13 protein-coding genes are annotated in these 14,029 nt (G+C 62.8%); 9 read left to right on the plus strand and 4 right to left on the minus strand.

Going from position 1 to position 14,029, the window contains the following annotated elements; translation table 11 throughout:
- The first annotated feature begins 7 nt into the window (after window positions 1-7).
- Both ABWI03_RS20420 and galE read left to right on the plus strand, forming a co-directional pair.
- A complete protein-coding gene (locus ABWI03_RS20420; RefSeq protein ID WP_003942150.1) occupies window positions 8-694 on the plus strand; it encodes an iron-dependent transcriptional repressor DtxR in 687 nt (228 codons plus the stop codon).
- Window positions 695-705: 11 nt separating this feature from the next.
- Window positions 706-1,695 (plus strand): UDP-glucose 4-epimerase GalE, encoded by a 990-nt coding sequence (gene galE / locus ABWI03_RS20425; protein ID WP_095970541.1) that lies wholly within the window; start codon window positions 706-708, stop codon window positions 1,693-1,695.
- Here the strand turns inward: galE and ABWI03_RS20430 are convergent.
- Entirely contained in the window at window positions 1,692-2,819 is a 1,128-nt protein-coding gene (locus tag ABWI03_RS20430) for a DUF4192 domain-containing protein (protein ID WP_298783794.1), read from the minus strand. The genes galE and ABWI03_RS20430 overlap by 4 nt on opposite strands.
- A 155-nt stretch (window positions 2,820-2,974) precedes the next feature.
- Complete coding sequence (locus ABWI03_RS20435; RefSeq protein WP_124569738.1) at window positions 2,975-3,730, minus strand: sensor domain-containing protein; 756 nt, start codon at window positions 3,728-3,730, stop codon at window positions 2,975-2,977.
- A 355-nt stretch (window positions 3,731-4,085) separates the two neighbouring features.
- Here ABWI03_RS20435 and ABWI03_RS20440 point away from each other — a divergent pair, with 355 nt between their 5' ends.
- The 3 genes from ABWI03_RS20440 to ABWI03_RS20450 all read left to right on the plus strand — a co-directional run bounded on the left by ABWI03_RS20440 (window position 4,086) and on the right by ABWI03_RS20450 (window position 8,795).
- Window positions 4,086-5,045 (plus strand): proteasome assembly chaperone family protein, encoded by a 960-nt coding sequence (locus tag ABWI03_RS20440; RefSeq protein WP_283376339.1) that lies wholly within the window; start codon window positions 4,086-4,088, stop codon window positions 5,043-5,045.
- A gap of 181 nt (window positions 5,046-5,226) precedes the next feature.
- On the plus strand, window positions 5,227-6,264 hold the full coding sequence (locus tag ABWI03_RS20445) for an alpha/beta fold hydrolase (protein WP_007732813.1): 1,038 nt from the start codon (window positions 5,227-5,229) through the stop codon (window positions 6,262-6,264).
- A 26-nt stretch (window positions 6,265-6,290) separates the two neighbouring features.
- Window positions 6,291-8,795 (plus strand): DEAD/DEAH box helicase, encoded by a 2,505-nt coding sequence (locus tag ABWI03_RS20450; RefSeq protein WP_298783737.1) that lies wholly within the window; start codon window positions 6,291-6,293, stop codon window positions 8,793-8,795.
- 54 nt (window positions 8,796-8,849) lie between these two features.
- Here ABWI03_RS20450 and ABWI03_RS20455 read toward each other — a convergent pair whose 3' ends face one another.
- Entirely contained in the window at window positions 8,850-9,257 is a 408-nt protein-coding gene (locus ABWI03_RS20455) for a DUF5997 family protein (RefSeq protein ID WP_095970546.1), read from the minus strand.
- A 56-nt stretch (window positions 9,258-9,313) separates the two neighbouring features.
- Between ABWI03_RS20455 and ABWI03_RS20460 the strand changes: the two genes are divergently transcribed.
- Complete coding sequence (locus tag ABWI03_RS20460; protein WP_298783703.1) at window positions 9,314-10,162, plus strand: LysR substrate-binding domain-containing protein; 849 nt, start codon at window positions 9,314-9,316, stop codon at window positions 10,160-10,162.
- A gap of 121 nt (window positions 10,163-10,283) precedes the next feature.
- A complete protein-coding gene (locus ABWI03_RS20465) occupies window positions 10,284-11,684 on the plus strand; it encodes an FAD-binding oxidoreductase (protein WP_298783683.1) in 1,401 nt (466 codons plus the stop codon).
- 28 nt (window positions 11,685-11,712) lie between these two features.
- Here the strand turns inward: ABWI03_RS20465 and ABWI03_RS20470 are convergent, their stop codons facing one another.
- Window positions 11,713-12,633 (minus strand): hydrogen peroxide-inducible genes activator, encoded by a 921-nt coding sequence (locus ABWI03_RS20470; RefSeq protein WP_095970736.1) that lies wholly within the window; start codon window positions 12,631-12,633, stop codon window positions 11,713-11,715.
- A 229-nt stretch (window positions 12,634-12,862) separates the two neighbouring features.
- On the opposite strand from ABWI03_RS20470, the gene ABWI03_RS20475 reads away from it, so the two are divergent.
- Window positions 12,863-13,450, plus strand: a complete 588-nt coding sequence (locus ABWI03_RS20475; protein WP_095970549.1) for a peroxiredoxin — start codon at window positions 12,863-12,865, stop codon at window positions 13,448-13,450.
- A 2-nt stretch (window positions 13,451-13,452) separates the two neighbouring features.
- Window positions 13,453-13,992 (plus strand): alkylhydroperoxidase, AhpD family, encoded by a 540-nt coding sequence (gene ahpD / locus ABWI03_RS20480; protein WP_003942122.1) that lies wholly within the window; start codon window positions 13,453-13,455, stop codon window positions 13,990-13,992.
- The last annotated feature ends 37 nt before the right edge of the window (window positions 13,993-14,029 follow it).

Here is a 14,029-nt window from a genome sequence, read left to right on the forward strand (position 1 = left end):
GTTGAGTGTGAAGGATCTAGTCGACACCACGGAGATGTATCTCCGGACGATCTACGACTTGGAAGAAGAGGGCGTAGTCCCACTCCGGGCGCGGATCGCCGAACGGCTCGAACAGAGCGGACCCACCGTCAGCCAGACAGTTGCGCGTATGGAGCGCGACGGCTTGCTGATGGTCGCCGGCGATCGACATCTGGAACTCACCGACAAGGGTCGCGATCTCGCGATCTCTGTCATGCGTAAGCACCGGCTGGCAGAGCGCCTGCTGGTGGACGTCATCGGTCTCAAATGGGAAGACGTACATGCCGAGGCATGCCGTTGGGAGCACGTGATGAGCGAGGAGGTCGAGCGTCGGCTCGTCGTCGTTCTGAACAACCCCACGACGTCGCCCTACGGCAACCCGATTCCGGGCTTGGACCAGTTGGGACTCGACGGCCCGGTTGCCACCACCGAAACGTTGGTGCGTCTGACCGACATTCCGCACGGCGCACAGACGGCGGTGGTCGTTCGGCGACTGGCCGAACACGTGCAGTCCGATCCCGAGGTGATCGCGCAGCTGCGTGACGCCGGCGTCGTTCCCGACGCCAGGGTGACGGTCGAAACCCGTCCGGGCTCGGTGACCATCATCGTGCCGGGTCACAGCGGGTTCGACCTGTCCGAGGAAATGGCTCACGCCGTTCAGGTCAAGCAGGTCTGAGGAAGTAGTAGATGAAACTCCTGGTCACCGGCGGCGCCGGTTACGTCGGCAGTGTGTGCAGCACTGTGTTGCTCGAGCGTGGACACGAGGTTGTCGTCATCGACGACCTCTCCACGGGAAATGCCGACGCGGTGCCCGCCGGTGCCGAGTTCATCGAAGGGGACGTCGGGGCGCTGGCCGCCGAGGTCCTCGGTAGTGCGGGTTCACCCGTTTTCGACGGCGTACTGCATTTCGCAGCGCAGTCGTTGGTCGGCGAATCGGTGCTGCACCCCGAAAAGTACTGGCGCGGAAACGTCGTCACGACCATCGAGTTGCTCGAGGCGATCCGTCTCTCCGGCACTCCCCGGCTCGTGTTCTCTTCCACTGCCGCAACGTACGGCGAGCCGGAGCAGTCCCCCATCGTGGAAACGGCTCCGACCCGCCCTACCAATCCGTACGGCGCGACCAAGCTCGCGATCGATCATGCGATCACCTCGTACTCGATCGCCCACGGCCTGGGCGCGACCAGCTTGCGCTACTTCAACGTCGCGGGTGCGTACAAGTCCGCCGGCGAGAACCGGGTGATCGAAACCCACCTGATTCCACTCGTGCTGCAGGTCGCACTCGAGCAGCGAGACAAGATCTCGGTCTTCGGAACCGACTGGCCCACGCCGGACGGCACCGCAGTACGCGACTACATCCACGTGCTCGACCTCGCCGAAGCGCATCTACTGGCGCTCGAATCCTCGGTTCCCGGCGAGCACCGCATCTACAACCTGGGAAGTGGTGCCGGCTTCAGCGTGCGTGAGGTGATCGCTGCCTGTGCACGGGTCACCGGCCTGCCGATCAACGTCGAAGACGCGTCACGACGCCTGGGCGATCCCGCGGTCCTCATCGCATCGAGCGACAAGGCGATTGCCGAGTTGGGTTGGACGCCCACGCGTACCGATCTCGACGTCATCGTCGCCGATGCGTGGCAGTTCCTCCAGGATCTGGGCGATCGCTCACACGCTGCTCGCTAGCTTCCGCTCGGCAGTGCCGGCGGCAAGCCGGCGATTCCGAGCGATTCCCCGATGGACAATCCGACGGCCGCAAGGTCACGGATCCCGTCGGGGTGCACGCCGGATTGAAGGGACAAGTCCAGCAATCCGGCCAAGGTGTGTTCCGAATCGGCCGACAGTGCGACCGACAGCGCCACACCGGCCAGAGGGCCGTCACCGCGAACGTATGCAAAGAAACCGAGAAGTGTTGCCGGCCAAGCGCGTTCGGGACTAGGCACTTCATGGGTGAGCGCAAGCCACAATTGCTCGGCGGCCGCCGCAACTGACGTGATCGCCAGACCCAGCACCACGTCCCGCACGTGAACGTCCGTCAACGCGACCACAAGATCGGCGCATTCCTGCGGGTCAGGGTGATCTCCTCCCTCCACACGACGAATATGTTTCAGCACCAGATCGACCCGGTCCTGGACCGGGTCCTCGCCGTCGACTCCCCCTCCGTACATACCCGATTCCCTTCCGCTCGCGATCAGTTCCGCAATCACCTCGTGATTGCGAGCGGCACCGTGTACCCACCGGACCAGTTCCTCACGCGAACGGCGAATGACCCTCCCGCCCAACACCTGTGCCGCCGCAACCGACGAAGATGCCGGGTCGGGCAGAGTGCCCCGGTGAATCGAACGCGTGACGCTCGTCCACGGCTGGCCAGATTCTATTGCGGCCGTGCACAATACGTCAGCCAGCTCGACGCAGGTTCCGCCGAGCATGTCGTCGAATACCTCGGCCAGCTCGATGGTTTCATCGATCAGAGTTTCAGCTGCCGAGTAATCGGTGATCACCACGAGAACGACCGCACGCGCTCCTTCCCTGTCACACACGGAGGCGAACTGGCGCAGCGCTGCACTCATCTGCCTCGCGGGCTTTCCCCTGACACTGGGAAAGTAGTCGTGTCGCATCACCGGGCCGAGCGTCGAGGCGGCGATGCCCATCAGAGACAGAGCAATGACGGAGTTGGACGGATGAAATCCCAGGAGGGCGGGTATTGCCGTAATCAATTCGCCTGGATCGGAAACACGTTCGACGCATCCGAAAAGGGTGAGGTCGTCGTCGGAGAATTCGAATTCTCCCGGAAGAGGTGATGTGGTCATGCACAGACCCTGGCCGATCACCCCGACGCCGCCATCTACTCGACCAGGGGAAACACCCACGTCGAAGTCGTCTGTGGATTACCGCGATTGTTGTGGACGAAGTGCCCCGACACAACGGGGCGATCCGATCCTTGTCGGACCCGTATGCTGCGGAATCACTTACCCGCTTTGACCTTCTGGACAGCGGCGGTGAATGCCTGATCCAGAGGTGCTGTCGACGGCGTCGCCGAACCGAACGTCATCAGTGTCGTCGCTACCCGCACGTCGCCCACCTGTGCGATCAACGTCAGCATCGTCTGATCGCCGGCTGCAGCTTTGGGGGAAACGACAGTGCGGCGCAGCGACATCGTCTTGTCGGCATCGATCGGCGAGGGCGGAAGAATTTCCGTCGTCACTGTTGTCGTGACGCCGTTCGCAGTGACGGTCATGGACGGGCACTGCCGAGTTTGCGCTTCCAACTCGTCCAGCGGTGCGTCGACCTTCGTGAGTTCGACCGAAATCGTTGCCCTCGTCGCATTGTCGGTCCCGACCGCCATCACGGTCCCGTTCGGACCGTAATCCTGTTCCGGTGGCTCACATTCGGATGGATCGACGGTGGCACCGCGTGGGACGCCGACCAGATCCGGCGCTGCCATCGGAACAGCCTGCGGGGGCAGGACAACAGCGCCGAAGGGCTCGGGAAATTCCTCGGGAGTCAGCAGAAGTTCGGACAACGGTGCCGCCGATTTCGGAGAGGTAGATTTCGGCGACGAGGATTTGGGGGCAGCCGTCGTACTCGGCGCCGCTGAGCCGCTGTCGGTCACACCGGCAGTCGCCGGCGCGGAGTCCGGAACGGGTGCTCCTTGGACCGACCCGGAGCAGCCCGCGAGTAGTGCAACGGCGGCCACTGCTGCAAGGGAGCTTGCGGCCACTCGCCTGGACGATCGTGGACACACCCGCATGTAAGCCTCCGCACTCGACCGATCCCGACAATCGACCAATCCATTTCGGACAAATCAGTCGTGCCGACCTTGTGTTCCACTCTGCCATGTCCGAAGCCGCGCACCCGACATCTACCGAACGCCCAGGACAAGTGTCGAAAAATACCGCTCGGCTTCGCTCTCGGCGAACGCCCGTCTCGTCGGATCGGGAATGATCGGTCACCGACTCGGTGTTCTTACCGATGAACGTCTGATCCAGTGCTGTCGGGCACCCGACTCCGATGCTGTCGAGCGTGCGCCGATAGTGGACACTTGAGATCAAGACCGAAGAGCGAAGGGGACTGCGATGGACGAACAGTCGAGGATGTACGAGCTGGAATTTCCGGCGCCCCAATTGGCGGCTGCCGACGGCCAGGGACCGATCCTGATTCACGGACTCGAGGGTTACTCCGACGCCGGTCACGCCGTGAAATTGGCGACGACGCATCTGCGGGAAAGCCTGGAAACCGAGCTTGTCGCGTCGTTTGCTGTCGACGAGCTGATCGACTACCGCTCGCGCCGACCGACGATGACGTTCAAGGCCGATCATTTCTCCGACTACGACGCTCCGGCGCTCAATCTGTATGCGCTGCGCGATACGGCCGGCACGCCCTTCCTGCTGCTTGCCGGGATGGAACCCGACCTCAAGTGGGAGCGGTTCACCACAGCCGTTCGTCTGTTGTCCGAACAGCTCGGTGTGCGTCGAACCATCGGGCTCAACGCCATTCCGATGGCAATCCCGCACACCCGACCGCTGGGCGTGACAGCACATTCGACCAACAAGGACCTGATCCAGGACCATCAGCGCTGGTCAGGTGAACTGCAGGTTCCCGGCAGCGCATCGTCATTGCTCGAGCTTCGTATGTCTCAACACGGGCACGAGGCGATGGGCTTCTCTGTTCACGTTCCCCACTACCTCGCGCAGACCGATTACCCCGGCGCCGCCGAGACTTTGCTCGAAAACGTGTCCGAGGTTTCGGAACTGGAACTTCCGCTGGCGGCACTGGGTGAGGCCGCGGCACGCGTTCGAGAACAGGTTAACGAGCACATAGCCGGAAACGAAGAAGTTCAGACTGTAGTCCACGCTTTGGAGCGGCAATACGACACTTTCGTGGCCGCCCAGGAACAGCAGTCGTCACTTCTAGCTGGAGAAGCCGACCTCCCCAGCGGCGACGAGATCGGCGCGGAGTTCGAAAAATTCCTGGCCGAACAGGCTGGGAACGACGACTTCGGCTCAGCTGGAGACGCCGGTCGAGGCGACATCTGACCAAAATGTGACGGGCGGGGCGCATAATTCGACATTGTGCGCATTCCGCAACCCCTCCGTTACCTGGGCTGTTGTTCAGGACACATCCGTCGGATAGCCTCGAACTCTGTGAGATTTTCGTTGACGGCTCAACAACTGGAGCAGACAGTCAACGTGGTCTCACGCTGAGCCAGGAGGCGACATGAGCAGACCACGGAACCGTCAGCTCCGACCGGTCCCCGACGAGGAACCTCGGATGATGTTCCGGACCATTCACGGCTACCGACGCGCATTTCGGATAGCCGGAGAGGGCCCGGCAGTACTGCTCCTGCACGGAATCGGCGACAACTCGTCGACGTGGACCGAGATCATTCCCCACCTCGCCAAGAAGTACACCGTCATCGCACCTGACCTGTTGGGTCACGGCCGCTCCGACAAGCCGCGCGCCGACTATTCGGTAGCCGCGTACGCCAACGGCATGCGTGATCTCCTGTCGACGCTCGGCATCGAGCACGTCACTGTCATCGGACATTCACTCGGTGGCGGCGTCGCGATGCAGTTCTCCTACCAATTCCCACACATGGTGGATCGCCTCGTGCTGGTCTCGGCCGGTGGCGTCACCAAGGACGTCCACCCGTTGCTGCGCCTCATGTCCGTTCCGGTGGTCAACGAGGTCGTCAAACTGCTCCGGATACCTGGAGCGATGCCGCTCGTCCGAATGGCCGGAAACCTTGCCGGCGTCGTGCACGGTTCAAATCTGCGTCCCGGCACCATGCTGCACGACACTCCCGACCTGATTCGTGTGCTCGCCGATCTCCCCGACCCCACGGCCTACGAGGCGTACCTTCGTACCCTGCGGGCGGTGGTGGACTGGCGCGGACAGGTCGTCACGATGCTCGACCGCTGTTATCTGACCGAGAATCTGCCCGTTCAACTGATCTGGGGCGACGACGACTCCGTCATTCCGGTCTCCCACGCGCACCTCGCGCATGCGGCCATGCCCAACTCCCGACTCGAAGTCTTCCGCGGCTCGGGCCACTTCCCGTTCCGCGACGATCCGATGCGTTTCCTGCAGATCGTCGAAGATTTTCTTTCCAGCACCGCACCACTCGTCTTCGACGAGGCCCGCTGGCGTCACATGCTGATCTCCGGGGTCGGCGAGAACACCATCACCGGAACGTCGTCCACCCGCATGGCGGTGCTCGACGCCATGGGCTCGGACGAGCGAAGCGCAACCTGATCCGCGGTTGCGGCTAGCCTGTACGAGTGCTGCTGACGGAACTTCTCCCCGACAACGCGGATCCTGATTCCGTTTTCGACGCCTTCTCCTCGTGGACCCTCGAACGAGGGTTGACGCTCTATCCGGCCCAGGAAGAGGCCGTCATGGAGTTGGTCTCGGGTGCAAACGTGATCCTTGCGACGCCGACCGGGTCCGGCAAATCGATGGTGGCGATCGGCGCGCATTTCTATGCGATGTCGCTCGGCAAGCGTACGTATTACACCGCGCCGATCAAGGCGTTGGTGAGCGAGAAATTCTTTGCGCTCTGTGAAGTCTTCGGTGCCGAGAACGTCGGCATGATGACCGGTGATGCCGCCGTGAACTCGTCGGCGCCGATCATTTGTGCGACGGCGGAGATCGTCGCGAATCTCGCACTGCGAGAGGGCCCGAACTCCGATATCGGCCAGGTCGTGATGGACGAGTTCCACTTCTACTCCGAACCAGATCGAGGTTGGGCATGGCAGGTTCCACTCATCGAGTTGCCGCACGCCCAGTTCCTCTTGATGTCGGCAACCCTCGGTGAGGTCGATTTCTTCTCCGAAGATCTGACGCGTCGCACCGGCAAGCCCACCACCGTCGTCTCCGGCACGGAACGCCCCGTGCCACTGATGTTCTCGTACGCGACCACGCCGGTCGGTGAAACCATCGAAGATCTGGTGACCACCAACCAGTCCCCCGTCTACATCGTGCATTTCACGCAGGCCGCCGCTCTCGAACGCGCCCAGGCACTGACGAGCGTCAACTTCTGTTCCAAGGAAGAGAAGGAAGCGATCGCCGAGGCACTGGGCGGTTTCCGCTTCACCACCGGGTTCGGAAAGACACTCTCTCGCCTGGTCCGGCACGGCATCGGCGTTCACCATGCTGGCATGCTGCCCAAGTACCGACGGCTCATCGAAGTTCTCGCGCAGGACGGACTTCTCAAGGTCATCTGCGGTACCGACACCCTCGGCGTCGGCATCAACGTCCCGATCCGCACGGTACTGCTCACCGGTCTCGCCAAGTACGACGGCGTCCGCACACGGCATCTGAAAGCCCGCGAGTTCCATCAGATCGCCGGCCGCGCGGGTCGTGCGGGCTACGACACGATGGGCACCGTTGTCGTCCAGGCACCGGAACACGAGGTGGAGAATCTGCGGGCCGTCGCCAAGGCGGGCGACGATCCGAAGAAGATCAAGAAGATTCAACGCAAGAAGGCTCCCGAGGGGTTTGTGTCCTGGAGCGAAGCGACGTTCGACCGATTGGTCGCGGCATCGCCCGAACCGTTGGTGTCACGATTCTCGGTCAGCAACTCGATGCTGCTCAATGTCATTGCCCGACCGGGCAACTGCTTCGACGCGATGCGGCACCTGTTGGAAGACAACCACGAATCGCGGCCGGCGCAGCGCAAGCACATCCTCAAAGCGATCTCGCTGTATCGCGGATTGCTCAGCGCCGGCATCGTGGAGCGCCTCGACGAACCTGACGAGCACGGCCGGATGGCACGGTTGACGATGGACCTGCAGCGCGACTTCGCGCTCAACCAGCCTCTGTCGCCGTTCGCCTTGGCGGCATTCGAACTCCTCGACGTCGAATCCGACAGTTACGCACTCGATGTCGTCTCGATCATCGAATCGACGCTCGACGATCCGCGTCAGGTGCTCATGGCGCAGCAGCACTTCGCTCGCGGCGAAGCGGTGGCACAGATGAAGGCCGACGGCATCGAGTACGAGGAGCGCATGGAGCTTCTCGAAGAGGTCACCTGGCCGAAACCGTTGTCGGACTTGCTGTTCCCGGCTTTCGAAATGTATCGCGGCGGCCACCCGTGGATCACGGAGTTCGCCCTCTCCCCCAAGTCCGTGGTGCGCGACATGATCGAACGCGCCATGACGTTTGCCGAATTGATCAGCCACTACGGACTCACCCGATCCGAGGGCCTCGTCCTGCGCTACCTCGCCGACGCGTACCGCGCCCTGCGGCAAACCGTCCCGACGGAGACACGCACCGAGGAACTCGAAGACATCATCGAGTGGTTGGGCGAGCTGATCCGTCAGGTCGACTCGAGCCTTCTCGACGAGTGGGAGTCACTTACCGATCCCGGAGCCGAAGCAGACACCGAAGAGGTGGCGTTCGGCGCCGACATTCCCCGGCCCATCTCGGCGAACCCGCGCGCATTCCGCGTCATGGTGCGCAATGCGATGTTCCGACGCATCGATCTCGCATCGCGTCGGCAGTGGAACGAGCTGGAAAACCTCGAGGACGGTATCGACGCCGCTGAGTGGGAAGAGCAACTACTCCCGTACTTCGAGGAGTACGCAACCATCGGAACCGGACCGTCGGCGCGCGGGCCGGCGCTCTTCCAAGTCACCGAAGAGGGTGAGTTCTGGCGGGTGCGGCAGGTGCTCGAGGACCCGGAGGGCGATCACGGATGGGCACTGCTTGCCGTCGTCGACATCCCGGAATCGGATGCCGCGGGTGAAATCGTATTCGACGAGCTGAGCGTCGTAGAAGGCTAGCGCCTGTGCGCCTTTCTGATAGTGGTCGCTACCAGTGAGGCGCACAGGGGGCTTTCAGCCCCTTCGAGCCTTCCGCGGCTGATTACGACGAGCAGCGCGCTTTTCCTTGATGCGAACGTTCTCGGCCCGCACGTCGGCCTGAACAGCGCGTTCCTTCTCGAGCCAGTCGGGCTTCTCTTCGAGGAGTGCGGCGATCTGATCCGTGGTGAGTGCCTCTTCGACGCCGCCGCGAGCGAGACCGGCGATCGAGATGCCCAACTTGGCAGCGATGACCGGGCGAGGGTGCGGTCCGGTGCGTCGCAGCTCCAGCAGCCACTCCGGCGGATCGGTCTGCAGAGCGGTCAGTTCGTCACGAGTCACGTCGCCTTCCTGGAACTGCGCAGGTGTTGCTTCCAGGTACACACCCAGCTTCTTGGCAGCCGTCGTCGGCTTCATCGTCTGGGGAGTTTTGTTCGACGTCATGCAACAAGAGTAACCAGCCGATACGGGTGCTTTTACCAAGGCGGTAGCCTTGCCTGGTGACAGACGCGGATAGTCAGGCAATTTTTCGACTCGCGTACGCCCCGGGGGTGACGCCCACCAAGTGGGTCCGGGTGTGGCACGAGCGGCTTCCCGAGGTGCGTCTGGAACTTGTTCAGTTCCCGGTTCTCGAACTCGAAGCTGCACTTCGCGCAGGTGAAGCAGATGCAGGTTTGGTTCGCCTGCCGATCGACCGGACCGGCATCAGCGCCATCTCGCTGTATGCGGAAACCCCGGTCGTGGTGATACCGAAGGATCACGTATTCACTACTGTCGATCAGATCTCCGTCGACGATTTGGCGGACGAGATAGTGCTCGATCCACTCGACGACAGACTCGGCTGGCCGACACGTCCTGGAAAAGCTGCCGCCGACAGGCCCGCGAGCATCGCTGACGCGATCGAGTTGGTGGCCGCCGGCGTCGGCGTTGTCGTCGTGCCACATTCGCTGGCGCGGTTCCACCATCGCAAGGACCTGACCTACCGTCCGGTGGACGGTGCGCCCGAGGCTCCCGTGGCTTTGGCATGGATGGAGTCCAAGACCACAGATCTCGTCGAGGAACTGATCGGCATCGTGCGAGGCCGCACGGCACAAAGTTCCCGCGGCCGGAACGGCGAGCCGGCCGAGAAGATCAAGGGTTCCGTGAAAGCCAAGATCGCGGCCCGTGAGCGTCGTGCAGAAGCTGCCAAGAACGGTCAGAAGGCAAAGGGCGCCGGCACCGCGAAGAACATTTCCGGACGCAACGCCGGTTCCGGTAAGGCCAAGGCCGGCGGCAAATCGGGTAGCGGGAAGTCCGGTGGGACCAAGAGTTCGGGTGGCCGGTTCTCCGGAAAGCAGAAGGGCCGCTAGGGATTCAGCCGGCAACTCGGAAGATCGTTGCCTGACATCGCTGAACTGTTCAGCCGCGAGTGAACCGCGCTGCGGGCCGCGAAACGGCGCATCGTCGAACTCCGTCGAGCATGATGAGAGTATGACTCCCGCGAGTTCTTCAGCCCTCGACGAATTGGTAGCGGCACTCCCCGAGGGAGCCGTCCTGCTGGATCCTGACCTGACCGCGGGCTACCGCCAGGACTGGGCTGCCGATCCGACCGCCGGCCACCCCGCTGCCGTGGTTCGCGCAACGTGCACGGAAGACATCCAAGCAGTCATGCGATGGGCAACCGCCAACCGCGTACCGGTGGTTCCCAGAGGTGCCGGCTCGGGCCTTTCCGGTGGATCCAGCGCCGTCGACGGTTGCATCGTGGTCAGCACCGAGCGAATGCGACAGATCACGATCGACCCGGTTGCCCGTGTGGCCGTTACTCAGCCCGGCTTGATGAATGCGGAGGTCAAGAAAGCAGCCGCAGAGCACGGACTCTGGTACCCGCCGGACCCCTCGTCCTTCGAGATCTGTTCCATCGGCGGCAATGCAGCCACCAACGCCGGCGGACTCTGCTGCGTCAAGTACGGAGTAACCACCGACTACGTTCTCGGACTTCGGGTCGTGCTGGCAGACGGGACAGCGGTCAGCCTCGGTGGCCCCCTTCTCAAGGACGTCGCCGGACTCTCACTCACGAAACTGTTCGTGGGTAGTGAGGGAACTCTCGGCATCATCACGGAAATCACCCTGCGTTTGATTCCCGCGCAGCCGCCCGCATCAACCGTCGTCGCGTCGTTCGACTCGGTACAAGAGGCTGCCGACGCGGTCTTGGCGATCACCGGCAACATGCGTCCGGCGATGCTCGAGTTCATGGACCATGCCAGCATCAATGCCGTCGAGGATTCGGTACGCATGGGTCTGAACCGCAAGGCTCACGCACTGCTGCTCGCGCAGTCCGACGCACCCGGCGCGGCAGGCGTGCTGGAAATCGAGACGATTGTTCAGGCGTGCGAAAACAACGGAGCCACCGAGGTATTCGCCACCGACGACCAGGCCGAAGGTGACGCTTTTGCGGCGGCACGGCGGGCAGTGTTCCCGGCAGTGCTCGCGATGGGAAGTCTGCTTCTCGAAGACGTGGGCGTTCCCATGCGCGCACTCCCCCAGCTCGTAACCGGAGTCGAAGCCATCGCCGACGACCTCGATGTCCTGATCTGCACGGTGGCGCATGCCGGAGACGGAAATACACACCCGCTCATCGTTTTCGACCCCGCCGATCCGGACATGACCGAACGCGCACAGATCGCATTCGGGCGGGTGATGGATCTCGCCATCGCGCTGGGCGGCACGATCACCGGCGAACACGGGGTCGGTCGACTCAAGCGCGACTGGCTGCCGTCACAGTTGGGTGACGACGTCATGACCCTCAATCGCAAGGTCAAGGATGCGCTCGACCCCCTGGGAATTCTCAATCCCGGAGCCGTCATTGCCGTGAAAGAAGGCTCTCTCGACTAGCTTTCACGTCGACGTCGAACGAGTTACGTCATCGAGGAACTGTCGGGCTGACCGAACGGACCAACTCGGCCAGCTGACGGAATCCTTCTGCTCGGCCACTCGAAGAGCGGAACACGACGCCGATCGTACGACCTGGAGCCGGCGACGCGAAGCGCGCCGTCGACAAATCTCCGCGTCGAACCTCCACTGCAACAGCAGATTCCGGGACCAAAGTCACCCCGAGTCCCCCGGCCACACACTGCACGACCGTCGCGAGCGACGTCGCCCGCGTGTCGCCGGCAAGCGGATGAGCGTCTACGGAACGGCACAGATCCAACGTCTGGTCGCGCAGGCAGTGGCCGTCGTCGAGCAAGAGCAACGGCAGCGCGTCGAGCACGTCCACCGTGAGATCGACACGTCCGGCCAAGGAGTGATCGTCCGGCACGACCATCACAAAATCCTCTTCGTACACAGGAACTTCCACCAGGCCGGGCGTTCCGGCAGGAAGCGCCAACACAGCTACGTCGAGCGCTCCCGATCGCAGTGCATCGAGTAGGCGCGCCGTCTGATCCTCGACGATCTGCGGCGCCAACGACGGCAGCTTGTCGCGCAGCTCCGGCAACAACCCCGGAAGAATGTAGGGCGCAACGGTCGGGATCAACCCGATGCGGAGCGGTCCGGTCAGAGAGTCGCCGGAGCCGGCGGCACTCGCGACGAAACCGTCGGCAGCCTCGAGAATCTGCTTGGCCTGACCGAGCAAGCGCTGCCCGTCCGCAGTCACGAGCACGCGCCGCGTACTCCGTTCGATCAGCTTGACCCCCAGGCCCGCCTCGAGCGCCGCCAGCGCCTGGGACAGTGTGGGTTGGCTCACACCGGAACGTGCTGCGGCAGTACCGAAGTGCCGATACTCGGCCACCGACACGAAGGCACGCAGCTGTGACAAGGAAGGTTGATAAGTCTGATCAGACATGCCTATCAGTGTAGTGCCACCCATCACCTTTACCTTTTGAACGGTTTGATGCAGAATGGACTCATACCAAAAAGCGCCGGTCACAACCTCGACACTCCAGTCGAAACCGTCCGACCCGCTGACGGTGACAAACCCTCTCGATCCAGCACGTTCGGCCGTCACAATCCGAACAGCCGGATCGTGTGCGCAAGAAATTCCTGTTCACGAGACACGTAGGAGAATGAGACACATGGCTCTGCTCACAATCGGCGACCAGTTCCCCGCTTACAACCTCACGGCTGTCATCGGCGGCGACCTGTCCAAGGTCGATGCCCAGCAGCCCGATGACTACTTCACCACCGTCACCAGCGACGACTACGCAGGCAAGTGGCGCATCGTCTTCTTCTGGCCCAAGGACTTCACCTTCGTGTGCCCCACCGAGATTGCTGCATTCGGCAAGCTCAACGACGAGTTCGCAGACCGTGACGCTCAGGTTCTCGGTGCTTCCGTCGACAACGAGTTCGTGCACTTCCAGTGGCGTGCACAGCACGAAGAGCTCAAGACCCTCCCCTTCCCGATGCTCTCGGACCTCAAGCGCGAGCTTGCCGAGGCCACCGGCGTCCTCAACGCCGACGGCGTTGCAGACCGCGCGACGTTCATCGTCGACCCCAACAACGAGATCCAGTTCGTCTCCGTCACAGCCGGTTCCGTCGGCCGTAACGTCGACGAGGTTCTCCGCGTCCTCGACGCTCTCCAGAGCGACGAGCTGTGCGCATGCAACTGGAAGAAGGGCGACCCGACCATCAACGCCGGCGAACTCCTGACTGCGAGCGTCTGAGTATGAGCGTCGAGAACCTCAAGAACTCGCTTCCCGAGTACGCGAAGGACCTCAAGCTCAACCTGAGTTCCATTGCGCGCACGACGGTCCTGAATGAGCAGCAGTTGTGGGGAACGCTCCTCGCAACGGCCGCAGCCACCAAGTCTGCGTCCACGCTCAAGGAGATTGCATCCGAGGCTGCCGACAACCTGTCGGCAGAGGCGTACAACGCCGCTCTCGGCGCAGCGTCGATCATGGGCATGAACAACGTCTTCTACCGCACCAAGGGCTACCTCGACGGTAAGTACGACGACCTTCGTGCCGGCCTGCGGATGAACATCATCGGCAACCCGGGCGTCGACAAGGCCGACTTCGAATTGTGGTCGCTTGCAGTGTCCGCGATCAACGGCTGCAACCACTGCCTCGAAGCTCACGAAAACACCCTCCGCCAGGAAGGTGTCGACCGCGAGGTCATCTTCGAAGCGATCCGCGCCGGTTCCATCGTCGCGGGCGTCGCACAGGCTGTCGAAGCCAACGAGATCCTCTCTGCCGCACAGGTCTGATCACTCGGACCCGGCTGCAGTTCGACGAGCCCTCCCC

Origin of the sequence: Rhodococcus baikonurensis, from assembly GCF_040489275.1 — a bacterium.
GTDB lineage: Bacteria > Actinomycetota > Actinomycetes > Mycobacteriales > Mycobacteriaceae > Rhodococcus_F > Rhodococcus_F baikonurensis.